The following is a 22,371-nucleotide window of genomic DNA, read 5'->3' as shown; positions in this document are numbered from 1 at the left end:
TTTTGCCACCTCAATGCTGGTGCCTCGGATATTTCGGAAGCGAGATTAGCACAAAACGCGCGCGGACGAAAAGCCCGAAAAGACCATCATCGTGAAATAACGTCCATTGATTTGTTTCACTCATTCGTCACCGATCCCCTCATCTCAATTTTACCCAATGCAACTGGCGTCTCATATTTCCAACGCACGGAGAAGCGAACACGCCGATAACTCTCAATTCGTGAAACTGAGCAGCATACTCCCCGGAAAAGTTTTCATGAAATGATAGGATGCTGCACCAGAGCGGGCGCCGCGGCCGTGCGGCTCACCACATTTCGTCAACCGCATCGGCAATTTCCCTATTTTGAGATATACGGACGGGCTATTCAGTCTGGTCCGTTATGCACTGCGCCAGCGCCTGTTCGAGTGCGTCTATCTCGGTTTTCGGCGAATCGAATGCGCAGCGGCGCCGCCGGCCTTGCACCGTCAAATCCGCGCCATAGCGATCGACGCCCGCCAATCGCACGAGCGCCGGCCGGCCGACGTGCCGGTCGAAGTACTCGATCAGTGCGGTTTCTTCCTCGTCGCTCAACGGTTCTAGCGGATCGAGTTCTTCGGCGTCGAGCCAGCCCATTGCGCCGAAGCCGCCGATGTACCGCATCCGTCCGATTTCGAGCACGCGAAAGGAAAAATCGCCGAGGGCGAGATATCGTTCCGCATCCGGGTGATACCGCAAATAGCGGCGCACCAGCGACGGCTCGAGCCCGCCCGGCACGAATCGACCGAGCAAAGTCAGCCGTTCGCCGTTCAGCACGTCCTCGTTCGGCGGCGTATCCACGACCAGAAAGCCCGCGCGCGCATCGGCTTCCAGATTGCGTGCATGCTCCGCCAGACGGCTTACTAGCACGATAGGCCGGTGCCTTGCGTCGGGTGCGAACGGCAGCGCCGTCGGGTAGGGAAAGCCGAGCGGCTCGCGCGCGTGCGTGGCCAACGCACCGGTCGGCTTACGATGCAGCAAATGAAGCGGAGCGTGTGCGGAAATGTTCATGGATCGTGTCCCCGTTTTCAGGTCGGGCTCGCCTCGCGGCGAGGTACCAAGCCGTCCGTTAGAATCGGCGTTTCCCATTCATCGTAGCGTTTGCGCGCGTTTTCGCCTCCCGGATTTCGCGCGTTCCGTCCCTTTTGCTTCACCCAACGCCTAATATCCGTGTCGCAAACTACCTCGTCGCAGGCGCCTGCCGCGCACCGCAATCTTGCTCCCGCCGCGCGCCAGCGCGCGCGGTACGCCACGATGGCGCTGTTTTTCATCGCCGGTATGGCGTACGCGTCGTGGGGCGTGCACGTGCCGACCGTGCGCGACAAGTTCCACCTCGAACCGGCCGCGCTCTCGCTTGCGCTGTTCGTCCTGACGGGGGGCTCGATCGTGGCCACCGTCGGCAGCGCGAAATGGATCGCCCGGGTCGGCACGCGCCGGGCCTGCCTCGTCGGCGGGCTCGTCATGGCGGCCAGTATGGCGCTGATTCTAGCGGCGCCCACCTTCCTCGCGATGTTGCCCGTCCTCGCCGCTTTCGGCGCCGGCATGGCCACGATGGACGTCGCGATGAATGCCGAAGCCAGCGCCGTGGAGCAGGCGCTCGGGCGGCCGATCATGTCCTCGCTGCACGGCATGTTCAGCATCGGCGGGATGGCGGGGGCCGCGGCAGGCGGCGTGGCGCTCGCCCACGGCATGGGGAACGCTCTTCATATGCTGCTCGCGGCACTCGTCAGCGCGGGCGTGCTCGTGCTGGCCTGCCCTGCCGTGCTGCCGCACGTGCCGCATACCGACAATCATCACGAGAGCACGCGCGCAAGCCGTTGGCGCTCGCCCGTGCTGTGGGCGCTCGGCGCCGTCGCGCTCATCGCGCTGGTCGCCGAAGGGGCGATGTACGACTGGGCGGCCGTCTATATGCGCGATGTCGTTCATTCGACGCCGGCCTTCGCCAGTGCCGGCTACGCGGCGTTCACGGGCGCCATGGCGGCGGGCCGCTTCGCGGGCGATGCGGTACGGGCGCGCTTCGGCGCCGTGCAGCTCGTTTTCGTCAGCGCGGCGCTGGCCTGCGCGGGGATGGTCGGCGCACTCGTGCTGCCGTTTTCCGTCACGGCGCTGGCGGGCTTCGCGATGATGGGTCTCGGGCTCGCCAACATGATGCCGGTGCTGTTCGCCGCCGCCATGCGCGTGAAAGGCATTCACGCGGCGGAAGGGCTCGCGCATGTGGCCAGCATCGCCTATGTCGGCTTGTTGTTTGGCCCGGTACTGATCGGCGGCGTCGCCCAGGCCACCAATCTGTCGATCGGGCTCTCGGTTGTGGCCTTATGCGCCGCGCTCGTCGCCGTCATCGGGCCGCGCGTGCTCAAACGGCTCGGCGTTTGAGCGCGGAGGGCGCCCAGCCAAGCGAAGCCGAGCGCACAAAATAAAAAGGCGCGCATGCTACTCGCGTGCGCGCCCATCGTGTCCCTTTCGCGGGTAGCCCGCCGCCAAGCGGCCCGCCACCCTCGATCGGTCCGGCCGGAGCCGGTCGCTTACAGCTTCACTTCGCTCAGCAGCGTCTTCTTGCCGCCCACGTAGTGGTACAGCGAGATCACGCCATGCTTCAGATCGCCGTGCGCGTCGAATTGCGTCTCGCCGATCACGCCCTTGTAGTCCGTCGACGGCATCGCGGCCAGGATCTTCGCCGGATCGGTCGAGTTCGCGCGTTTCATCGCGTCGACGATGATGTACACGGCGTCATACGTGAACGGTGCGTAGATCTGGATCGGCACACCGAAGCGAGCCTTGAACTTGGCTTGGAACTCTTCGCCGGCCTTGCCCATCTTCTCGAGCGAGCGGCCCGCTTCCGAGCACACGATGTTGTCGGTCGCATCGCCAGCCAGCGTGGCGAGCTGGTCGGTACACACGCCGTCGCCCGCGAGGATCTTGGCCTTCAAGCCGAGCTGCTTCGCTTGCTTGGCGAACGGGCCGCCGGTGGCGTCCATACCGCCGTACATGATTGCGTCGACGCCTTCGCCCTTGATCTTCGTCAGAATCGCGCGGAAGTCGACAGCCTTGTCGTTCGTGGCGTCATGCGAGGCCACATCCATGCCGAGCGACTTCGCCGTCTTCTCGAATTCGTTCGCCAGGCCTTGGCCGTATGCCGTGGCGTCGTCGACGATTGCGACCTTCTTCAGCTTCAAATCCTTCGACGCGTAGTTTGCGAGAGCCGGGCCTTGCTGTGCATCGGTCGCCACGACGCGGAACGTCGTCTTGAAGCCTTGCAGCGTATATTGGGGATTCGTTGCCGACGGCGAGATCTGCGTGATGCCTGCATCGCTATAGATCTTCGAAGCCGGGATCGACGTACCGGAGTTCAGGTGGCCGACAACCGCGACGACCTTGTCGTCGACGAGCTTTTGCGCAACTTGCGTGGCCTGACGCGGGTCAGCCGCGTCGTCCTGCGGATCCAGTTGCAGCGTGACCTTTTGACCGTTGATCACGAGGCCCTTCTTGTTGATTTCCTCGACGGCAAGGCGCGCGCCGTTTTCGTTGTCCTTGCCGAGGTGGGCGATTTGGCCCGTCAGCGGCCCGACGTGACCGATCTTGACGATTTCGTCTGCCGCGGCACCCGTTGCCATCGTCGCGAACAGCATAGCAGCCGCGGTGATCGGCAACAGTTTTTGCATCTTGATATTCATGTAAGTCTCCGGTTTCGGTCCCAAAAACGACGTGATCGCCCGAATCCCCGCCTTCCTGTTGTTTTCCGTCGAAGGGGCAATTACGTCGGATGCATCGTCATGCACTTGGTGGTGCACGCGAGCCGGCGAGTTCGTGACTGGCCGCGCCTTCGTGCTGCGCGCAAGTGTAGGGCAACAAATTAAAGTTGGGGATTTTTTTGAGAAAGTGGGAAGACTACTAATAGCGCCGGCCGCAAAAAGCGTTTGCGGAAACCGCCCCTGCTGCCCCGAAACCCACTAAGCATGCGGGTTTTCGAGCAGTCGGGGGGTGCGGCGCCCGCGCAACAGCTTCACTTTCAATTGCGAAAGCGATGCGCGAAAGCGTTGAGCGCAATCAAAAAGAACGCTAAGGCGGACATACGAATGTCATTCAGTCGTCCGGTGAACGCTCGCTTATACGGCACGCCCTAGACGGATTATTCCAATGCCGCGAAGCCCGACGCGCGCATCGAAGCGGCCCGCCATTCGGCATCGAGCGCGTCGATCAGTTCGGCCGCGCCGCAGCCTGCCTGGCGGCCGCGCAACAGCGGCGCGCCCTGTCCGGACCACAGGGAGAGGAACTCGCCCCGATCGGCACGCGCGGCCGCTTGACGCAGCTCTTGCGTGAGGGCGTTTTGCACGGGGTACGGCGCGACGAGCGCGGGCTCGGCTTCGAGCCGGTCCATGAGCGTATTGCGGATGCCGCGCGCGTAGCGGCCCGTGATGGCGCGCGTCACCGCGGTCGACGTATCGCTGCTCGCCGCGAGCCGCCTGCGCCAGTCGTTAGCAATCGCGCTTTCGGCGCATGGCAGAAACGCCGTGCCGAGCTGCGCGGCCTGGGCGCCCAGCGCGAGCGCCGCCGCGATGCCCCGGCCGTCCATGATGCCGCCGGCCGCCAGCACCGGAATACCGAGCGCATCGACGAGCTGCGGCACGAGCGCCATGGTGCCGACCAGCGGGTTCTTCTCGGCGTCGATGAAGGTGCCCCGGTGGCCACCGGCCTCGGCGCCTTGGGCGCAGACGGCGTCCGCGCCGGCGTCGCGCCACGCCAGCGCCTCGGCCACGTGGGTGGCCGTACCGATCACGTAGCTGCCCGCCGCCTTTAGCCGCGCGACGTCGGCCGCGTCCAGCACGCCGAACGTAAAGCTGACGACGGGCACGCGCAGCGCGATGACCTGATCGAGCTGTTCGCGAAAGGCAGGCGCGTAACGTTCGGGGGCTCGCCCAGGCGGCAAGCCGAATTCGGCACGCAGCGGGTCGATCGCGCCGAGTGCGCGGCGCACGGTCGCGTCGTCGGGCGCCGCCGGTTCCAGCACGAACAGGTTCAGGCCGAACGCGCGCGAGGTGGCGGCTCGAATCTGCGCCACTTCCGCCGCGATCTTCTCGGCCGTCATGGCACCCGCGCCGAGACAGCCGAGCGCACCGGCGTTGCAAGACGCGACCACGAGCGCCGTCGTGCTCGCGCCCACCATCGGTGCCTGCACGAGCGGCAGGCGCAAATCGAACCGCCGCGCAAACGCCGTGGCGTGGCGGCTCGTCGTGCTCGCGTTCATCTCGACTCTCCTTGTCTCGTTTCGGTTCGGGCCGGCTGGCGGTAGGCGGCAGGTCACGATGCGCCGCGTGCGGGCCCGTAAATGGGCTCACTCTACGCCCGGGCCACCCGCACGAAAAATGAATTATCGAGATCGTTTCGTTCGCATTCGATGAACGACCGCTCGGCCCGAACGGCGACGGCGGGACGCCCTGTCGAGCGCGCGTCGCCGATCGATGCGAAACTGGCAACCCTTGCGACTCGAGAGATAGGAGGTGGTCGATGAGTCTGACGACTCGATGGATCGAAATCGATGCCGGCGACGGCGAGCGTTACGATGGCTACCTGGCCTTGCCGCGTGCCGGCAAAGGCCCCGGCGTCATCATCGTGCAAGAGATCTTCGGTGTGAACGCCCATATCCGGTCGGTGGCCGAGCAATATGCGCTTGCGGGCTACGTCGCCCTCGCACCCGATATCTTCTGGCGCGCCGAGCGGCGCGTGGACCTCGGCTACGAGGGCGCCGACCGCGACCAGGCGCTCGCGCTGCTCAAGCGCGTCGACGTGCCGCAGACCGTGGCCGATCTCGGCGCGGCGGCCAAGACGCTACGCGCGCTCCCGGAAACGGCAGGGAAAATCGGTGCGGTCGGCTTTTGCTTCGGCGGGCAGCTCGCCTATTTGATGGCGGCGCGCGGCACCGTCGATGCGGCCGTTTCGTATTACGGCGGAGGGATTCAGAACAAGCTCGACGAAGCGGCGAACGTGCGTGTGCCGATCGTGTTTCACTACGCGGAGCACGATTCGTCGATTCCGCTAGCGGCCGTCGCGCAAGTGAAGCAGCAGTTCGCAGGCCATGCGAACGCGCAGTTTTACGACTATCCGGGCGTCGGACACGGCTTCAATTGTTCGGACCGGTCCGCCTTCGATCAGCACGCTTGCGCGCTCGCGCACGGGCGCACGCTGACTTTCCTCTCGCAGCACTTGTGAGCGGCGAATCGGCGCGGCGGTCTACGTCGTGCCGATTCTTGGCTCGCCAATGCGGCTGGCGCGCGCTAAGCGAGCCGCCGGCCGCTACGGCCTTACGCTTTCTTCGAATAGGCGCTGCACCAGCCGCCGTTCGCGACTTGCTTGCCGCCGAACATCGGACACGGCGCGAAGGTGTCCGTGGCCTTGCCTTGGAAGAATTGGCAGTTGGCGCACTTCTCGCCCGCGGCGTACTTCGGATACTTGGCCTTGTCGACCTTGCTCGCGTCCATCTTGTAGCCGAGCGCCACGGCGGTCGGATCGTTTTCCGCCACGTGCGGCGCATCGGCCAGCGCCTCGCGGGAAGCCAACGCCAATGCGGAAACAGCGCCCAAGCTCGTGATCAAAAACGTGCGACGGGAGGATTTCATGGGGGACTCTCCTTTATATGGTCCTACTCACCGCTGCTTCTCGCGGCAGCAGGGGGCAAGCATAACAATGAAGCGCGCTCGGCGCAGCTACATCGGCCAAATGTCGCGGATAACCCAGCCGATGTCGCCGGCACGTCGCGGTCTGCCGAGCGAACCAGCGAAGGGGCCAAACGGCAAAACGGCGTGCCGGCGTGCCGAGTTCCCCCGCCCCTTAGCCTCGGCCCACCATCTCGCACACTCGCAGGGCGATCGCCAGCGAGGCCGTCAATCCCGGCGATTCGATCCCGAACAAGTTGACGAGCCCGCGCACGCCGTGCGCAGCCGGCCCTTGGATGACGAAATCGGCGGCCGGTTCGCCCGGTCCCGACAGCTTCGGACGAATCCCCGCATAGGCGGGCTGCAAGCCGCCGTCGGGAAGCTCGGGCCAATACTCGCGAATCGCCGCGTAAAACGCATCGGCGCGGCGCGGATCGACGTCGTAATTGATCGTATCGACCCATTCGACGTCGGGACCGAAACGCGCTTGGCCGCCGAGATCGATCGTCAAATGCACGCCGAGGCCCGCTTCGTTCGGCATCGGATAGATCAGACGCGAGAACGGCGCGCGCCCGGAAATGCTGAAGTAGGTGCCGCGCGCGAGATAAAGCGGCGGCACGTGCCGCGCGTCGAGGCCACGAATCTTGCGAGCGAGCGCATTTGCGTGCAGGCCGGCGCTATTGATGACGCAGGCGGCCGACAGCGTCGTGGGCGATTCGCCGCCCACCGCGACGACGAAACGCCCGGCCCGCGCTTCGACCGATTGAACGGGGGAATGAAACGCGCAGACGGCGCCGGCACGCTCGGCGTCGCCCTGCAGCGCGAGCAGCAACTGATGGCTGTCGACGATCCCCGTCTGCGGCGAAAAGACGGCGGCCTCGCATTGCAACGCCGGCTCGAGTTCCTGCGCATCGGCCCCGGACAGGCGGATCAAATCGAGCACGCCGTTTTCTTTGCCGCGCGCCTCGATGGCCGCCAATTGCGGCAGCTGATTGCGCGCCGTTGCAACGAGCAGCTTGCCGCAACGCTGATGCGGCACACCGCGCTCGGCGCAGTATTCATAGAGCATTTCGCGGCCACGCACGCACAGGGTCGCTTTCAGCGAACCGCGCGGATAGTACAGGCCCGCGTGGATGACTTCGCTATTGCGCGAACTCGTGCCGGTGCCGATAGCCTCGCTCGCTTCGAGCACGATCGTTTCGCGGCCGCGCTCGGCCAGCGCGCGTGCAATCGCTAGACCGACCACGCCCGCGCCGATCACCACACATTCGATCTCATCCATATTGTTTCGTCGCGGCCCGCTCGGGCACGCTTCTCCGTCCGCCTGCAACTTCGGTGGAACTTCTTCGCGAACACGCTGGTTGCGCCTGGAACGTCCTGTCTCTGCCCTCGCATCGATGCGCCGAGTCATGTCGCGTCGGTCGCGTCGATCTGGCGTAGGGTCATTGTACGACGCGAACCGCGAGCCCCCTTCCGAGCCGCGAGCGAAAGGCCGGCGCTACGGCCGAAAGAACCGTGTTTCAGAAGCCGATCGGCCGGCGACGCGCCCCGCGTTCCGGGCGAATATCGGCCGCGCGCACGACATCGCGCCCATCGACGCGGGCTTCCCCGAACGCATGCAGGATTGCGCGGCGCATGTCGCGCGGCGAGGCGCGCGAGAGCGCTTCGAGCGCGTCTTCGCCAAGCCGTTCGGGAAAGCGCCGCCCCCAGCCGTGCGCGCAGCGCACTTCGTCGTAGATCGTCTGCGCGATGCGGCGCGCCCCCTCTCGATCGGGCGGTGCGATTTCGTAGACGCTCATGCGGCTCAGGATCGGTTCGGGAATCGAGCGTTCGTCGTTGGCCGTCGCAATCCAGATCACTTGGCCCGCGTTGATCGGCACCTCGGCGAACTCGTCGATGAAGGTCTGCGCCGTTTCGTATTCGAGCAACGCGTAAAGCGCGCCCAGCGGATCGTACTGCGAATCGCCGCTCGCTTTATCGAGTTCGTCGACGACGATCACCGGATTCGCATAGCTGCCGTTGACGAGCGTTTCGAAGACTTTGCCGGGCTTGGCGTTCTTCCATTGCGACGACGCGCCCGAGAGGATCCAGCCTGCCGTGAGCGAACTCATGGCGACGTAGTGGTGCGAGGTGCCGAGCAAGCGCGCGAGGGCCTTGGCGAAGTGGGTTTTGCCGATGCCCGGATCGCCGAGCAAAAGGATCGGCATCAGTTCGAGCCGGTCTTCCGTTTCGACGCATAACGCTACTTGCCGGCGCACGTCCTCGAGCGGATCGACAAAATTCGGCAAGGCGTCGATGAGCGCATCGATCGCGGGCATCCGATTCGGTTTGACGCAGAACCGCAAGTTGCCCACTTTCAGCATTTTTTCGTACGTGGCGCGCAACGCGTCGTTCGCGCCCTCGGACAACTCGTTCAGCGCCGTCTCGACCCGATCGAGGTCGTACACCTTGCTGAACGATGCCACTGCGATTTCCTGTTTCACTACGGCAGTCGTCATCGCTCACCTCCCATGCCATGCCAAGCGCATGTCGCACATTGCCGAGCGCGCCCCCGTCGATCCATTGTGCTGCCCTCTCGTGCGGCCTTCGGAAGCGGCGCATCGTTCGCTAATTCCGGTTTCAGTGTAGCGAAGCAAGTTCCATGCGAAAAGCCAGCAGCGCGGCGTACGTGCTGCTAATAACGAAAAACCAAAAAAACGAAACGGACGGTAACGAAACGCAACCCATGCGAGAGCGTGCCCGGCGCGCCGGCGCTGCGCCTGGCGTTGTCCTGGGCATCCGCGCTTCGGCCCACGGGGGCCGCGGCATACGGCGCCCGGCGAGCGCCGCGTTAGGCGTAAGATGGGCGCTTGTCGTCCCGCGCGGCCGCATTCGGCTGGATTCATTTCCGCGCGAAGGAGAAAGGGTTCGATGAGGCCTGTTACCCCTATCGCCGCCAGGCTGCGCCGCGGCGTCCTCGGAGCGCTCGGCATGTCGGCCGCGCTCATGTTGGCAAGCACGCTGGCTGCAACCGCGGCGGCCGCCGCGGGCGACGCGGCCGCAAGCGCCGCCGCCCCAGCTGCGGATTCGTCCGCGCTCGGCGCCATGCCCACGGCCGTCGCCTGGCAGCTCGACGTCGTGCGCGACGGTCGAACGATCGACACGTTCCAAGCCACGACGATGGTCGGGCAAACCTTCAGCGATACGCATCATCACCCCACCACGCACCGTGTGGGATGCAAAGAGAACCCCGCGGGCGGCATCGATCTTGCACGGACCGTTTCCGTGTCGCCCGTCGCGGCGGATATCAAGGGCATCACGCTCGCCATCGACGCGGACGAAACGATCGAGGACGATACGGCCCCGACAACGCCCGAAGGCTGTGCGCTGCCGCCGCAACCGCGACGCGTGAATGCGAGCCATCCCGGCCTGTTCGTGCCGATCGGCGAATCGGCCGACTGGACGCTGATCGACAAGAATCCGACGCTCGTCTATCGCGTGCATGCAGGCGTCACGTCTCATTAACGATTGGAACGAAGCGGATGCAACGCGGCATGCGAAACCCCGAAGAATTGACCCAGGCCGTTGCGGCTCACCCGCAAAAAAAGGAATTCGTGGCCGTTAGCTGGAACCTGCACAAGGGCAGGTCGCCGCTCGGCTTTACCGCGTGGAAGGCGATGCAACGCTGGGTCGAATCCACGCACGCCGACGTTTATTTTCTGCAGGAAGCGATGGCGCGGCGCATGCCGGGCCCGGTGCTCGCGACGAGTTTCGGCGCACCCGTGCATGAACCGCTGGCCGATGTCTGGGAATGCCAGGCCACGGAGATCGCCCACTCGCTCGACCTCGAGATCGCGCTAGGGCCGAACGTCTTCAAACCCTCGTGGCGCCACGGCAATGCGATCCTTTCGCCGCACCCGCTCGATTTGGGCGGGCGCTGGGACATCTCCGCCCACCGCTTCGAGCGCCGCGGTTTGCTCGTCGCACGCGCGGCCTTCGCGGGACACTCTGTCACGTTGCTGTGCGCGCATCTTGCGCTGACACGCGCGGCTCGCGTCAGGCAAATGAACTGGATCGCCCATTGGATCGCGCGCGAGGCGCCGGCCGGCCCACTCGTGCTCGCGGGCGACTTCAACGATTGGCGCAACGATTCGGTCGGGATCTTCGGCGAACATGGGCTCGTGGAAGTGGCGACGTTGCTGGGGCAACCGGCGCGCACCTTTCCCGCGTTTTCGCCGGCGCTCGCGCTCGACAAAATGTTCGTGCGCGGCATGCAGCCGATCGCCTGCGTCCCGCCCACGCAGGAAACGGCGTGGCTTTCCGATCACCTGCCTTACATCGCCCGGCTCGAATTGAAAGACTGAACGCGCAAGTTCGGTTAGATTAGGCCCTCCCGTACCCGTTTCGCCTGGTGCCCCGATGCATTTCCTGCCGATCCTCGCGCAAATCGCCGTGATCTATTTGATGGCCGCGGCCAGTCCCGGCCCGAACTTCTTCATGATCACGCAGTTGTCGCTGGCAGGCAGGCGTAGCCACGGCGCGGCTTCCGCGCTCGGCGTCTGTACCGCCTCGATGCTCTGGGTCACGCTCGCGATGCTCGGTCTCGCGGCCGTGCTGCAGCGGCTCGAATGGCTCTATACCGGGCTGCGCATCGCGGGGGCGCTCTACCTCGTCTACTTCGGCCTAAAGCTGCTGCGCGCCAGCGCCCGCCGCACCCCGGCTCCGCCGACGCCCGCGCAGGTCTTGCCCGGCGCCGCGCACGACGCCGCTGCCTGGTTTCGGGCCTATCGGTCGGGCTTCGTGACCTGCGCGACCAATCCGAAATCGGTCGCGTTCTGGACCAGCGTCTTCGCGACGATGTTCCCCGCCCATCCGCCGCTCTGGTTCTACGGCGCCGTGTTCGCGACGGTCGGTTCGCTCTCGGCGAGCTGGTACTGCGGCATGGCGTTCATGTTCGCTAGCGAGCGCACGCAGCGCGGCTACCGCAAAGTGCGCCGGCCCATCGACGCGTTCTGCGGCGCGGCCCTCGTCGGGCTCGGCGCGAAGCTCGTCGCCGAACGCTGAGGCGCCGAGGCGCTCAGCCGCTGAGGCACCCTGTCGCAGTAAGCCGCCGGCGCCGTCCTGTCGGCGCTCGCGACGGCTTGCGCGGCGTCTATCCGCTGGGCGAAAAACCCCACGGGCCCCGGTGATGTTCGAGGCGCGGTAAAATGTCCGGTTTTCAGCGTCGTGAGACGCAGCCCCGCGACAGCCCTTCGCCCTTGCCCCGCCGGCCTGAGCGTTCGTGTGCCGAGCGCTTTGGTGCCCTTCCCTTCGCACTTTCTAGTAGCCATGAGCAATCTGAACCCGCAAACCGTCCTCTCCGTCCACCACTGGACCGACACGCTGTTCAGCTTCACCTGCACTCGCGACGCGTCGTTTCGCTTCGAAAACGGGCAATTCACGATGGTGGGGCTCGAAGTCGACGGCAAACCGCTGATTCGCGCCTACAGCATGGCCAGCGCGAATTACGAAGAAAATCTCGAATTCCTGAGCATCAAGGTGCAGGACGGCCCGCTCACGTCGCGTCTGCAACACTTGAAGGTCGGCGACCAAGTCCTGATCGGCAAAAAGCCGACGGGCACGCTCATGGCCGACAACCTGCTGCCGGGCAAGACGCTTTGGCTGCTCTCGACGGGCACGGGCCTCGCGCCGTTCATGTCGATCATCAAGGATCCGACCGTGTACGACCGCTACGAGAAGGTCGTGCTGACGCACACGTGCCGCTTCGTCGACGAACTGGCCTACAAGGACTACATCACCGAACACCTGCCGGCTCACGAGGACATCGGCGAAATCGTCCGCGAAAAGCTCGTCTACTATCCGACGGTCACGCGCGAAACGTTCCACAACCGCGGCCGGATCACCGAACTGATCGATACGAAGAAGCTGTTCGAAGACTTGAACGTGCCGCCGTTCTCGCTCGAGAACGACCGTGTCATGCTCTGCGGCAGCCCGCATATGTTGCGCGACACCCGCGAATTGCTGGACGGCCTCGGCTTCAAGGAAGGCAGCAACAACGAACCGGGCCACTACGTGGTCGAGAAAGCGTTCGTCGGCTGACAGCCGAGCGTCGACCGGCGCCGTTAGCACGCCCAAGGTCGGCACGCCCCGTGCCGGTCTCGATGACCGGCCAATCCACGCATGTGTCCGCTGCGCCGCCCGGCGTAGCCGGCATCCCCCAAAACCGGAGCCTTCGTGCTTCGGTTTTTGCTTACGTTTTTGCTTACCTGCTACGTTGCCTGCGGCGTTATCTGCGACGCATCGTCGCAGCGTTCTTGTTACATTTACCCCGTCCTGAAGCGCCATCCCCTCGTAGGAATTTTTCCTACAGCGAAAAACGTCCAATCTGTCAATAAGCACTTCGTAACGCCTGCCGCGACGCCAATTTTCCGAATTTTGGGATATGATCCGCCCCGAAGAAGGGTCGAATGGAAACGGTTTGGCGCCGGTGGTCCGGTTGTTACTAGATGTAAATTGCGTTACGTGCGGACGTCCTGTTTTCCGGCGTGGCGCGTTCAAATGTGAGATGTGGTCTTCGCGATGAGTCAACGTCTGGCCAATTCCGCCCGGCAGCACCCCAATTCGGACGCCGCGACGGGCGTCCCGCTGGTTGCCGGCGCGACTCCCGCCGCGGCGCGCAAGGCGGACCGTTCGCGGCAACGCGATGCGCGCCTCCGCCCCGTTGCGGCCGCGCCGGCCGGTTTCTCGGAGGAACCCAAGGGCGACGGTAACGAGCGGCACGCGCGCGAGCACGCCGCCGAGCTGGAAGATATCGGCGAAGCCATCAAACGACACGTCGCCCGCGAGATTCACGATGGCCTCGGCGCCGAATTGACGGCGACGCGCTTCGCACTGGCCAATGTCGAACACGCGTTGAGCGCGGGGGGCGACACCGGGGCGGCTGCGGCGGCGCTCGCCGTTGCGCAGCGCTCGCTCGAGGCGGCCTGCGAAGCCAGCCGCACGCTCGTTCAATCGTTGCATGCGCCCGACGTGGAGGGCGGAATTGCCACCGCGCTCGCGCAATGGACACGCGCGTTCTCGGAGCGCACGGGTCTGGCCACGCGTTTCGTCTGCGCAGCCGACGTGCGCCTGGCGCAATTGCCGGCCGATGCGGCACTGGCCGTGATGCGCGTGGCCCAGGAGGCGCTGAACAACGTGGCCAAGCATGCCGACGCCACCTGCGCCGATATCCGCATTCAAACCGACGCCAAGCGCTTGGTGCTGATCGTCGAAGACGACGGCCGCGGCATGCCGCCCCGCGCTCGCCGCGCCGGCGCGCCGGATTCGATCAGTGCACGCGGCTTCGGGCTGCCGGGGATGCGCGCCCGCTGCGAAGGATTCGGCGGCGCGGTGCGCATTGCTTCGCGGCTGCGCGACGAATCGTTCGCCCTATGGCACGGCGCCTGGGGGGGCGATACCGACGCCCCGGCCGCGCGCTCGGGCACGACCGTGCGAGCGCACTTCCTGTGGGCCGCGATGGGGCACGAGCAAGATGCCGCCACCGGCCGCGGTGCGCGAGGTGCAACCCGCGTCAGGCGCGCGAGGTAAGGCAATGACGCTCAGGATCTTGCTTGTCGACGACCACGCCATCGTCCGCCAAGGCGTTCGTCAGCTTTTGATCAATCATGGGGTTGCGCGCGAAGTCGTCGAAGCCGACAGCGGTGCGCAGGCGTTCGCCAGCCTGGATGGCGATACGTTCGACATCGTCTTGCTCGATATTTCGCTGCCCGACATGAACGGCGTGGAAGTGCTCAAACGCGTCAAGCGCCGTGCGCCGGGCACGCCCGTCATGATGTTTTCGATGTATCGCGAGGATCAGTACGCCGTCCGCTCGCTCAAGGCGGGCGCGGCCGGGTATTTGTCGAAGACGGTGACGGCCTCGCAAATGATCGAGGCGATTCGGCAGGTCGCTGCCGGCCGCAAATACGTGAGCCCCGCGCTGGCCGAGGCGCTCGCCGATTACGTCTCGTTCGACAGCGATCAGCTCCCCCACGAAAAGCTGTCCGACCGCGAGTACCAGACGCTGTGCATGCTCGCATCGGGCAAGCGGCTGACCGACATCGCCCATGCGCTCTCGCTATCGGTAAAGACGGTGAGCGTCTACCGCGCGCGCCTGCTCGAAAAGATGAAGCTCAGCAACAACGCCGAACTTACCTTCTACGTCATGAGCAATCGGCTCGTGGACCTGAACCCGGCGATGACGGGATGAATTCAGGGCACGATTAATCGTTTGTCAGACTTTTCCGATTTACTTGCGTCGCAACCGGTCTTGCGGGCCCGATGGGCTAGAATCTAGGGTTTTTCCGTACAGAGTTGCACCATTGGGTGCAACCCATAGGAGACTCCCGTTCCATGTCCCTCTTCCGCAAGAAAAACGTCGAGCAGATGATTGCCGGTGCCGAACGCACCGGCTTGAAGAAAGCCCTCGGCGCGCTCGATCTCACGTTCCTCGGCATCGGCGCCATCATCGGCACCGGGATTTTCGTGCTGACCGGCACGGGCGCCGTGCAAGCCGGCCCCGCGCTGATGATCGCGTTCCTGATCGCCGCCGTCGCGTGCGCGCTGGCCGGTCTCGCTTATGCCGAATTCGCCTCGACGATTCCCGTCGCGGGCTCGATCTATACGTACTCGTATGCGACGCTCGGCGAACTCGCGGCGTGGATCATCGGTTGGGACTTGATGCTCGAATACGGGCTGGCCACCTCGGCCGTCTCGGTCGGCTGGTCCGGGTATCTGCAATCGCTCGTGGCGGGCTTCGGCCTGAAACTGCCCGTGGCGCTCACGGCGGCGCCCGGCGCGGTGGCCGGGGTAACCACTCTGTTCAACCTGCCCGCGTTCCTCGTCATGATGGTCATCACGACGCTGCTGTCCGTCGGCGTGCGCGAATCGACGCGCGTGAACAACATCATGGTGGCGATCAAGGTCGCGGTCGTGCTCGCGGTCATCGCGGTGGGCGCGTTCCACGTGCAGCCGGCGAACTGGCACCCGTTCATGCCGAACGGCTGGCATGGCGTGTTCGGTGCCGCCGCTGTGATGTTCTTCGCGTTCATCGGCTTCGATTCCGTTTCATCCGCGGCCGAGGAGGTCAAGAACCCGAAACGCGACTTGCCGATCGGCATCATCGCGTCGCTGGCCGTGTGCGCCGTGCTCTATGTGGCGGTGGCCGCCGTCGTGACCGGCATCGTGCCCTCGCCGCGCTTCGCCGACGTCTCGCATCCGGTCTCGTACGCGCTGCAAGTGGCGGGGCAGAACTGGGTGGCTGGCTTTATCGATCTCGGCGCCGTGCTGGGCATGCTCACGGTCATTTTGGTCATGAGCTACGGCCAGACGCGGATCATCTTCGCGATGTCGCGCGACGGCTTGCTGCCGCCGGTGCTCTCGCGCGTGCATCCGCGCTTCGCCACGCCGGTCACGACCACTTGGCTCGTCGGCATCTTTTTCGGCCTCATCGGCGCACTCGTGCCGCTGAACGTCCTGGCCGAACTGATCAACATCGGCACGCTCGCCGCGTTCTCGATGGTCTCGATCGCCGTGCTGGTCCTGCGCCGTACGCATCCGCATCTGCCGCGCTCGTTCCGCTGCCCCGGCGTGCCGGTCCTGCCGCTACTCGCCGTGGCGGCTTGCGTGTTCCTGATGATCAACTTGCAGTGGATCACGTGGGTGGCTTTCGTGGTGTGGCTCTTGATCGGTCTGGCCGTCTACTTCGGCTACTCGCGCAAGCATTCGCTGCTGGCTCGCGGCAAGGCGTGAGTGCGAATGTACTGCCGCCGCTAGCGCGTTAGCGCGGCGGCGAGGTGCCCCGAGCGGGGTGCTGAACACCGCGCCCCTGCGGCATCCGAACGGCATCGCCGGCTTTACGCAGCGATGCCGTTTTTGTTTACGGCACGCTGCACAGGCCTTGCTGCGCGAAAGCATGCGCTGCGCATTGAACTCACGCGCGCTGAGCGGTCCATAATGAACAAGTTCCGCTGATCATCTCCGACGCTCCGTTGACGGGCGCCGGCCCTTCCCTATTGAAGAAGGAGGAGCAACGCAATGGAATTGACGGAAAGCTACACGCTGCCCGTGCCGCCGCAACGGGCTTGGGAGGCCCTGTCCGATGCTGCGATCTTGCGCGCGTGCATTCCCGGCTGTGAAGACATTCAAGCCGAAGGGGAAAACGGCTTTGCACTCGCCGTCGACCTCGGCGCCGATGGGGTCGGAACGCGATTCAAGGGGCGTGTGCGGCTGACGGAAGTCGACACGCCGGGCGCACGCACGCTGTTGTTTCAACTCGAGGCACCGCCGGCCGGCACGGTGAACGGCGGCGGGGCACACGGGGCGCGGCTACGGCTCGAAGCCGACGGCGATGCGTCGAGCACGCTGCTCTATACGGCATATGCGCAAACGCTGCACGCAGACGGACAGAGCCCCGCCGACGATGTCGTGCGCAAAGTCGCCGACGAATTCTTCAAGCGCTTCGCCGCGCGGCTAAGCGCGGCGGACAACTCACTGCCGAGCGACGCGCCGCAACCGGCCGGGCCATCGGGGCAACATGCGGCCGTGTTCGAGTCGGCGCCGGGGGGCAAAGGCGGCAAGTCGTGGAAAGCATGGACGTCGCGGTCCTGAGCAACCGTGTGCGCTGGCTTGCCGACCGTAGGCCGGCGCACACGCGCCGCCGTTCGGGCGTCGGGTTCGAACGGCATGCCGACATCGGCTGAGCGCATTCGGTCCCGGGTCAGCGCTGATTCCCGTGCAATTTGTAGCGCACATCGTCGCGATCCGTGCACGCGGCCCGCGTAGAAAGAAAGGCGTCCCACCCCAGTCTTCCGTTTCCGCCCAGCCGTGCCGGAGCGACTTCGGCGCGGCGCAACACCAACGAAACGTCGTACTCGGCGGTCGCGCCCGCCAACATCGTCACGAGGCGCCGCAGGGCGACGGCGCGATCGAATCCAGGCAAGAACGCTTCGTAGTCGCGTTTCGATAAAGGCCCAATGACCAGCCGGACACCGATGTCGCACTGCCAGACCCGTTCGCCGACGAGGGTTGCCGAACCGAGCACCATATTCATCCCGCCCGATCGAGCCCATCGGGACAGATGTTCCCGCGGCACGCCGTACCACTCGCCTACGAGCGGTTCCGTCTGCACAGGGACTCGAAAAAATTCGGACAGCGTCTGCTGCAGGTACGCCGCCGACATCGGCCAATGTCGCGCCGCCGCCGCATGGTGGGCGATCGCTTCGTCTGAGAACGCGCCGCCGTCACATCGCAGGCCGGCGCGTGTGCCGTTCTCCGCCACGCCTGCCAGTGCAAGCAGGGGCGGCAGATATCGCTTGTCGTCATCGGTCCGATAGTGAAACGGCAGCCGGTATTTCTTCCAAGCCGACCAAAAGAGCGCGGTGGCGCGATGGCTAAGTACGTCGAGGAACGCGCGTGCCGCAAAGTCGCGTTTAAGCGATTCGTGTCCGGCGATCTGCTCCGTGTAGCGCGGCGGCAATGCACCGTGCACGCCGAGTAAACCGAAAAATGCCGGCGTCACCTCGATCCGGTCGATCCGCTCCGCCCCGTCGTGCCCAAGCGCTGCAGCAATGGCTTCGTCGCTGTCTAGCGGAACCCCGTCGGCATCGAGCACTTGCAGGCGCTCGACTTCGCTCGGTGCAAACGAGAGCGACAACGTATTGCGGAAAAACAGCTTCTGTATAGGCCCGTCGGGGGAGGCGCCCGGCGTACGCCGTCTGTACCCGTGATCCAGGAGCCGAACGAGTTGAAAGAAGCCGAACGCCTGCGGCTTCTTGAAAAGTTGCCGGATCATGGCAGTTGGGTCTCGCCATTGCGCTGCCGGCATCGCAAGATCTCCCTGCCGGTCTTTTTCGACACGATGACCAATTGCACAAAGCTGCGCAGATGGACATAGAGGCCCAGGAACGCGTCGATCATCCCGGCAAACGTCGCGATACTTGTGCCGACAAAATGCCCTTCGTCCAGCGTCATTCGCACCTCGACGCCCCGCACGGGCGTTGCGAATGGCTTGCCAGCCAACCAGTGCACCGCTTGGCGCGCTTCGAGCGCCACAATGCCGGCGATGTGACGCGACGATGTGGCGCTGCGTTGCAAGTCGTACAGCGTCAGCCATTCTCTGAACACGCCGGCGCCGGCGCCGACCAGGGATGTATGGTTGAGCGCGAGGTGCGACAGCAGCCGGCCGTGCAGTTCGCGTTTGCGCTCGAAATGCAAAGGCACCGTGGGCCGACGCAGCATCGCGATAAGGGCGGCCGGTGCATCGCCCCAAAGGAAGAGGTCTCCACCGTCGAGACCGAGGGCAAGGCGCGAAGGCAGATCTCGATTCGTGCATGTTAGCGCCAGGCTGAGGGTGTCGGTCGATGGTATCGACGGGTCGAAATCCGCCTCGACGACGGAAATTTCCATCTCATAGCCAGGGCTCTTCGCCTTGACCTCATCGTCCCGCCGAGCGAACCAGTAATGGCCGCGCTGCTGCGGCTCGCCATAGTGCAACGAAAAGAACGGCCGGAATTCGACGATCTGCTCGCGCTCCTCGGTCTGGCGCACAAGGTGCACCGAATCGATCGAATAAATGTCGTACGCAGACGCGTGACGCGCATCCGCAAGGACCGGATACGAGACGGCCGTATGCGTCACGCGAATCGGCTCGCCCGGCCGGCGAAACAAGTTGACGATCGGCGTACAAAAGAGCCGGAAATGCGTGGCCGAGAGCGAATCCAGCGGACCTGTCGCCTGCGTGCCCCTCAGAACGACATGCAGCGTCACGCGCCGGCAAGGCCCAGCGGCGGCGAGCATCGCGCGGAAATCGACATCGACGAAATCGCACTTCTCCGGGAAGCCCGAGTATTCGATCAACTGCCGAAACGCCGGATGCGATCGAGCCGGGTAGTCGAGCAACGCATCCGCCGGATCGAAGCCCACTTGGGCAATCGGGACGGCCGGCAGCGGCGTCCAAGCGCCCTCGTCCGACTGGACATACGCGGCGCAGGCATCGATGAACAGCGCGTCGGCAAGCGCGGCGATGAGCGACTGCTCGCCGTGCAAGTGCAGACGCACAGTCTGCTGGTCGAGCGATCGTATATCGAATGACGCGCGGGTAGATTCGAACGTGACGGACACGACGCCGGCCGCATCGGGCGGCAGCACGATGGGCGCAACGGCGGCCGGGGCATAGCGCGCCGCGCTGACAGCAAGCGGCACTAACGTCACGTCGTAGGCCGTTCTGAACCGGCACGCGACCGCGCCCACATATCGGCTTTCCAGGACGCTCCCTCGCGCGATCGTCTGCTTGGAAGGGAACGTCGTATCCGATGCGGCCGTGAACGGTGCAGGCGTGAACTGGGCAATCGAGCAGGCCGGAAACGGCCGCAAGTAGTGCGGGTAGAGCACATCGAGCAGCGCTTCGGCGAACTGCGGATAGTCGTCGTCGAGCTTCTTGTCGGCCCGGGCACTCAGCAGCGCAAGCGCATCGAGCATCTGGTTGACGTGCGGATCGCGCTCGCCCTCGTCCGCTGGGACAAGGTGCCCCGCAATCTTCGGATAGCGCGCGGCAAACCCACGCGCACCCTGCCTTAGATGAGATAGCGCGCGTTCATACCAGGGCAGCAGTCCGTCCATCGGTTCCCTCGTCTCCGACGGCGTTAGAGGATGCCCTGCCCGGGCGGCCCGAGCAGCGGTTCTCCACGCCAGATTTCAGTGCCGGCCGTCGATACGATCGCGAGCTGTACGCAGTCCATGCCGGCGTACCGCAGGAAATACCGCTCCATCAACCGCGCGAACGTATGCCGCGCTTCGCCGGCGAAGGCGGCTTCGTCGATGGTCAATACGATCCGGATGCCCGGGACGAGATGGGGCGTCGGGATGCCCGGGACGGACATCAGCGGCCGAATCGGGCTGCAGTCCATGCTCACGATGCCGCGGACGAACCGCGTCGTATCGCTGGACGCGCCGTTGCCCAACTGGTGCAGCAGATCGTGCAGCATCGGCAGGCCCGAGGCCGACAGCGTCGCCGGATTGGGCGAGAGCGCCGAAATCAATCGCCAATGCGATTCGCCGTCCTGTGGCAGGCGCATGGGCGAGGACGGATGCATGAGCATGGCGACCGGTGCGTCGAGACCCAGCGACTCGCTGTGCAGGCGGCCTTCTTGCACGCTGGTGCCGAGTATCGCCGGCACGTCGCCATTCGTGCAGGTCAGTGAGATCGCGAGCCGGGCAGCGCGGGGAACGACGGGCTCGTGTCCCCAGTCGACAACGCGGATCGCCGCTTTGTTGCCCACCCCGCGCGCAGCCGACCGCTCGCGCTCCCGCAGCCAGAACATCCCCACTGGCGAGCTGTGCTGGAAGGAATGGAAGGGCGGAATTTCGTCCCCTCGCGTTTTGCCGTCCTCGTCCAGCATCATGCGTACGGCATCGATCGAATGGGGGATGGCGCGCGCCGCCCCTTTCTTCGGCTTGGGCAACACGACCGGGTAGTACGGCCGCCCCCGCTTGACGTCGGCCTGCTCCGCTTCTAGCCGGAAGCGATTGACGACGGGCGTGCAGAAGAGCCGAAGATGATCTCGGCTCAATGCGGCGAGGCGCTGCACGGCCCGCGCATCGGTTAGCTGCGCCGACACCGGCAGGTGCAGCGTGAGCCGGTCGCATCTGCCGGCGGCACGCAGCAGCGCCGTGAAGTCGAGATCGACGAAGCGGAACCTTTGCGGGAAAGCCAAGTATTCGATGAGCATCCGTAGCGCCGGCTGGGTGGGCACGTGCCGCGGCTCCTCGATGAGGGCCTCGTTCTGCTCGAAGCCGGCTGCGGACACAGGCGACCGTTCCAACGGACGCCAGCAGCCGCTACCGTTCCTACAGTTCGCTTCGACAAAGGCCGTGGCCGGGCGCAGCAACAGGGCATCCGCCAACGAGGTGGCAAAGAAACGCTCGCCATGCAGGTAGACGCGCAGCGTCTCCGGCAACAACTCGCTGCGCTCCACCCACTCGCGGTGGGGCGACGCGAATTCGATGGAAATGATGCCGGCGGTATCGTCGGGCAGCCGACCCGCATTGAGAATGGGCGCGACGGCGGCGGGTGCAAAGCGCGCATCCGCGATTTCCAGTGGCGCGAGCGTCACGTCGCAGACCGTGGCAAAGCGGCACTGCGACGGGCGGGACGCCAGCTCCGTGCCGCGCGGCACCGTGAATGTCCGCGTCCGGTCCTCGAACAAACGAGAGACATCGAACCGCGCGATCGAGCAGGACGGCACCGATCGCAGATACGCCGGGAACACCGTTTCGAGCATCGCTTCGGTGAACTCCGGTACGTGGTCGCCGATCCGCCGCGATGTGCGCGCATAGAGCCACGCGGCCCCCTGCATCATGCGCCCCACGCTCGGGTCGCCGCTCAGCCCGTCGGACAGCGAAAGCCGGACTGCAGCCGCCGGAAACTCACGTTCGAACCGCGCCATGCCCTGACGCAGCAGCGCCAATTCGCGTTCGTAATGCGGCACAAGGGTATCGAAGTCGTCCATGCGGTTAGGGGTGCGGCGCGGGGGTGCGGGGCTATACGAAAGGTACGGACTATAAGCGGTTGTATTAAAACGACGCAATGCTTTCCGCACAATGGCGCAAATAAATATTTTTCGTCACGGACGGAACCGTCCCTCATTCGACCCAAAACGCATCGCGCATATCACTTGCCCAACTCTTTGCATC

19 protein-coding genes are annotated in these 22,371 nt (G+C 65.0%); 10 read left to right on the top strand and 9 right to left on the bottom strand.

The features are described 5' to 3' along the window. Positions 1 to 361 precede the first annotated feature (361 nt). Positions 362 to 1,027, bottom strand: a complete 666-nt coding sequence (locus ACTHN9_RS08675; RefSeq protein WP_440536349.1) for a HugZ family protein — start codon at positions 1,025 to 1,027, stop codon at positions 362 to 364. Positions 1,028 to 1,270: 243 nt separating this feature from the next. Between ACTHN9_RS08675 and ACTHN9_RS08670 the strand changes: the two genes are divergently transcribed. Then, positions 1,271 to 2,389 carry an MFS transporter gene (locus ACTHN9_RS08670; RefSeq protein WP_440536396.1) on the top strand — a complete coding sequence of 373 codons (1,119 nt, stop codon included), beginning with the start codon at positions 1,271 to 1,273 and terminating at the stop codon, positions 2,387 to 2,389. A 149-nt stretch (positions 2,390 to 2,538) separates the two neighbouring features. Here ACTHN9_RS08670 and ACTHN9_RS08665 read toward each other — a convergent pair whose 3' ends face one another. Together ACTHN9_RS08665 and ACTHN9_RS08660 are read right to left on the bottom strand one after the other, a co-directional pair. Next, positions 2,539 to 3,687: a branched-chain amino acid ABC transporter substrate-binding protein gene (locus tag ACTHN9_RS08665; protein ID WP_440536348.1), complete on the bottom strand. Its 1,149-nt coding sequence runs from the start codon at positions 3,685 to 3,687 to the stop codon at positions 2,539 to 2,541. Between the two features lie 455 nt (positions 3,688 to 4,142). After that, positions 4,143 to 5,258, bottom strand: coding sequence for an NAD(P)H-dependent flavin oxidoreductase (locus tag ACTHN9_RS08660; protein ID WP_440536347.1), 1,116 nt, complete (start codon positions 5,256 to 5,258; stop codon positions 4,143 to 4,145). 266 nt (positions 5,259 to 5,524) lie between these two features. Between ACTHN9_RS08660 and ACTHN9_RS08655 the strand changes: the two genes are divergently transcribed. Then, positions 5,525 to 6,220 carry a dienelactone hydrolase family protein gene (locus ACTHN9_RS08655; protein ID WP_440536395.1) on the top strand — a complete coding sequence of 232 codons (696 nt, stop codon included), beginning with the start codon at positions 5,525 to 5,527 and terminating at the stop codon, positions 6,218 to 6,220. A gap of 92 nt (positions 6,221 to 6,312) precedes the next feature. Here the strand turns inward: ACTHN9_RS08655 and ACTHN9_RS08650 are convergent, their stop codons facing one another. From ACTHN9_RS08650 to ACTHN9_RS08640, 3 genes are all read right to left on the bottom strand, one after another. Then, on the bottom strand, positions 6,313 to 6,627 hold the full coding sequence (locus ACTHN9_RS08650; protein ID WP_440536346.1) for a high-potential iron-sulfur protein: 315 nt from the start codon (positions 6,625 to 6,627) through the stop codon (positions 6,313 to 6,315). Positions 6,628 to 6,838: 211 nt separating this feature from the next. Beyond that, entirely contained in the window at positions 6,839 to 7,945 is a 1,107-nt protein-coding gene (locus ACTHN9_RS08645; protein WP_440536345.1) for an NAD(P)/FAD-dependent oxidoreductase, read from the bottom strand. A gap of 238 nt (positions 7,946 to 8,183) precedes the next feature. Further along, on the bottom strand, positions 8,184 to 9,161 hold the full coding sequence (locus ACTHN9_RS08640; protein WP_440536344.1) for an AAA family ATPase: 978 nt from the start codon (positions 9,159 to 9,161) through the stop codon (positions 8,184 to 8,186). Positions 9,162 to 9,573: 412 nt separating this feature from the next. Between ACTHN9_RS08640 and ACTHN9_RS08635 the strand changes: the two genes are divergently transcribed. The 8 genes from ACTHN9_RS08635 to ACTHN9_RS08600 all read left to right on the top strand — a co-directional run bounded on the left by ACTHN9_RS08635 (position 9,574) and on the right by ACTHN9_RS08600 (position 17,289). After that, on the top strand, positions 9,574 to 10,167 hold the full coding sequence (locus ACTHN9_RS08635) for a hypothetical protein (RefSeq protein ID WP_440536343.1): 594 nt from the start codon (positions 9,574 to 9,576) through the stop codon (positions 10,165 to 10,167). A gap of 29 nt (positions 10,168 to 10,196) precedes the next feature. Further along, positions 10,197 to 11,006: an endonuclease/exonuclease/phosphatase family protein gene (locus ACTHN9_RS08630; RefSeq protein WP_440536342.1), complete on the top strand. Its 810-nt coding sequence runs from the start codon at positions 10,197 to 10,199 to the stop codon at positions 11,004 to 11,006. Between the two features lie 55 nt (positions 11,007 to 11,061). Beyond that, positions 11,062 to 11,706 (top strand): LysE family translocator, encoded by a 645-nt coding sequence (locus ACTHN9_RS08625; RefSeq protein ID WP_440536341.1) that lies wholly within the window; start codon positions 11,062 to 11,064, stop codon positions 11,704 to 11,706. Between the two features lie 264 nt (positions 11,707 to 11,970). After that, positions 11,971 to 12,741, top strand: coding sequence for a ferredoxin--NADP reductase (locus ACTHN9_RS08620; protein ID WP_440536340.1), 771 nt, complete (start codon positions 11,971 to 11,973; stop codon positions 12,739 to 12,741). Between the two features lie 480 nt (positions 12,742 to 13,221). Continuing rightward, entirely contained in the window at positions 13,222 to 14,229 is a 1,008-nt protein-coding gene (locus ACTHN9_RS08615; protein ID WP_440536339.1) for a sensor histidine kinase, read from the top strand. 4 nt (positions 14,230 to 14,233) lie between these two features. Then, entirely contained in the window at positions 14,234 to 14,890 is a 657-nt protein-coding gene (rqpR, locus tag ACTHN9_RS08610) for a response regulator transcription factor RqpR (protein WP_440536338.1), read from the top strand. Between the two features lie 143 nt (positions 14,891 to 15,033). Then, positions 15,034 to 16,431: an amino acid permease gene (locus ACTHN9_RS08605; protein WP_440536337.1), complete on the top strand. Its 1,398-nt coding sequence runs from the start codon at positions 15,034 to 15,036 to the stop codon at positions 16,429 to 16,431. Between the two features lie 285 nt (positions 16,432 to 16,716). After that, positions 16,717 to 17,289 carry a CoxG family protein gene (locus tag ACTHN9_RS08600; protein ID WP_440536336.1) on the top strand — a complete coding sequence of 191 codons (573 nt, stop codon included), beginning with the start codon at positions 16,717 to 16,719 and terminating at the stop codon, positions 17,287 to 17,289. 109 nt (positions 17,290 to 17,398) lie between these two features. Here ACTHN9_RS08600 and tssG read toward each other — a convergent pair whose 3' ends face one another. From tssG to tssF (ACTHN9_RS08585), 3 genes are read right to left on the bottom strand one after another with little or no spacing between them, the layout of a single operon-like run. Continuing rightward, positions 17,399 to 18,505: a type VI secretion system baseplate subunit TssG gene (gene tssG, locus ACTHN9_RS08595; RefSeq protein ID WP_440536335.1), complete on the bottom strand. Its 1,107-nt coding sequence runs from the start codon at positions 18,503 to 18,505 to the stop codon at positions 17,399 to 17,401. Then, positions 18,469 to 20,298 carry a type VI secretion system baseplate subunit TssF gene (gene tssF, locus ACTHN9_RS08590; protein WP_440536334.1) on the bottom strand — a complete coding sequence of 610 codons (1,830 nt, stop codon included), beginning with the start codon at positions 20,296 to 20,298 and terminating at the stop codon, positions 18,469 to 18,471. Before tssF (ACTHN9_RS08590) ends, tssG begins: the two co-directional genes overlap by 37 nt. A 23-nt stretch (positions 20,299 to 20,321) precedes the next feature. Next, complete coding sequence (tssF, locus tag ACTHN9_RS08585) at positions 20,322 to 22,187, bottom strand: type VI secretion system baseplate subunit TssF (protein ID WP_440536333.1); 1,866 nt, start codon at positions 22,185 to 22,187, stop codon at positions 20,322 to 20,324. Between the last annotated feature and the right edge of the window lie 184 nt (positions 22,188 to 22,371).

It is taken from the genome of Trinickia sp., from assembly GCF_051953405.1.
Lineage (GTDB): Bacteria > Pseudomonadota > Gammaproteobacteria > Burkholderiales > Burkholderiaceae > Trinickia.
This window is presented reverse-complemented; position numbering and strand designations above follow the sequence as displayed.

What these genes read in the sequence shown, in the direction of transcription:
- ACTHN9_RS08600 (WP_440536336.1), top strand. Translation starts at nt 16,717, where the DNA reads ATGGAATTGACGGAAAGCTACACGCTGCCCGTGCCGCCGCAACGGGCT.
- tssF (WP_440536333.1), bottom strand. Translation starts at nt 22,187, where the DNA reads ATGGACGACTTCGATACCCTTGTGCCGCATTACGAACGCGAATTGGCG.
- tssG (WP_440536335.1), bottom strand. Translation starts at nt 18,505, where the DNA reads ATGCCGGCAGCGCAATGGCGAGACCCAACTGCCATGATCCGGCAACTT.
- ACTHN9_RS08645 (WP_440536345.1), bottom strand. Translation starts at nt 7,945, where the DNA reads ATGGATGAGATCGAATGTGTGGTGATCGGCGCGGGCGTGGTCGGTCTA.
- ACTHN9_RS08620 (WP_440536340.1), top strand. Translation starts at nt 11,971, where the DNA reads ATGAGCAATCTGAACCCGCAAACCGTCCTCTCCGTCCACCACTGGACC.
- ACTHN9_RS08660 (WP_440536347.1), bottom strand. Translation starts at nt 5,258, where the DNA reads ATGAACGCGAGCACGACGAGCCGCCACGCCACGGCGTTTGCGCGGCGG.
- ACTHN9_RS08640 (WP_440536344.1), bottom strand. Translation starts at nt 9,161, where the DNA reads ATGACGACTGCCGTAGTGAAACAGGAAATCGCAGTGGCATCGTTCAGC.
- ACTHN9_RS08650 (WP_440536346.1), bottom strand. Translation starts at nt 6,627, where the DNA reads ATGAAATCCTCCCGTCGCACGTTTTTGATCACGAGCTTGGGCGCTGTT.
- tssF (WP_440536334.1), bottom strand. Translation starts at nt 20,298, where the DNA reads ATGGACGGACTGCTGCCCTGGTATGAACGCGCGCTATCTCATCTAAGG.
- ACTHN9_RS08665 (WP_440536348.1), bottom strand. Translation starts at nt 3,687, where the DNA reads ATGAATATCAAGATGCAAAAACTGTTGCCGATCACCGCGGCTGCTATG.
- ACTHN9_RS08630 (WP_440536342.1), top strand. Translation starts at nt 10,197, where the DNA reads ATGCGAAACCCCGAAGAATTGACCCAGGCCGTTGCGGCTCACCCGCAA.
- ACTHN9_RS08605 (WP_440536337.1), top strand. Translation starts at nt 15,034, where the DNA reads ATGTCCCTCTTCCGCAAGAAAAACGTCGAGCAGATGATTGCCGGTGCC.
- ACTHN9_RS08625 (WP_440536341.1), top strand. Translation starts at nt 11,062, where the DNA reads ATGCATTTCCTGCCGATCCTCGCGCAAATCGCCGTGATCTATTTGATG.
- ACTHN9_RS08615 (WP_440536339.1), top strand. Translation starts at nt 13,222, where the DNA reads ATGAGTCAACGTCTGGCCAATTCCGCCCGGCAGCACCCCAATTCGGAC.
- ACTHN9_RS08635 (WP_440536343.1), top strand. Translation starts at nt 9,574, where the DNA reads ATGAGGCCTGTTACCCCTATCGCCGCCAGGCTGCGCCGCGGCGTCCTC.
- ACTHN9_RS08670 (WP_440536396.1), top strand. Translation starts at nt 1,271, where the DNA reads ATGGCGCTGTTTTTCATCGCCGGTATGGCGTACGCGTCGTGGGGCGTG.
- rqpR (WP_440536338.1), top strand. Translation starts at nt 14,234, where the DNA reads ATGACGCTCAGGATCTTGCTTGTCGACGACCACGCCATCGTCCGCCAA.
- ACTHN9_RS08675 (WP_440536349.1), bottom strand. Translation starts at nt 1,027, where the DNA reads ATGAACATTTCCGCACACGCTCCGCTTCATTTGCTGCATCGTAAGCCG.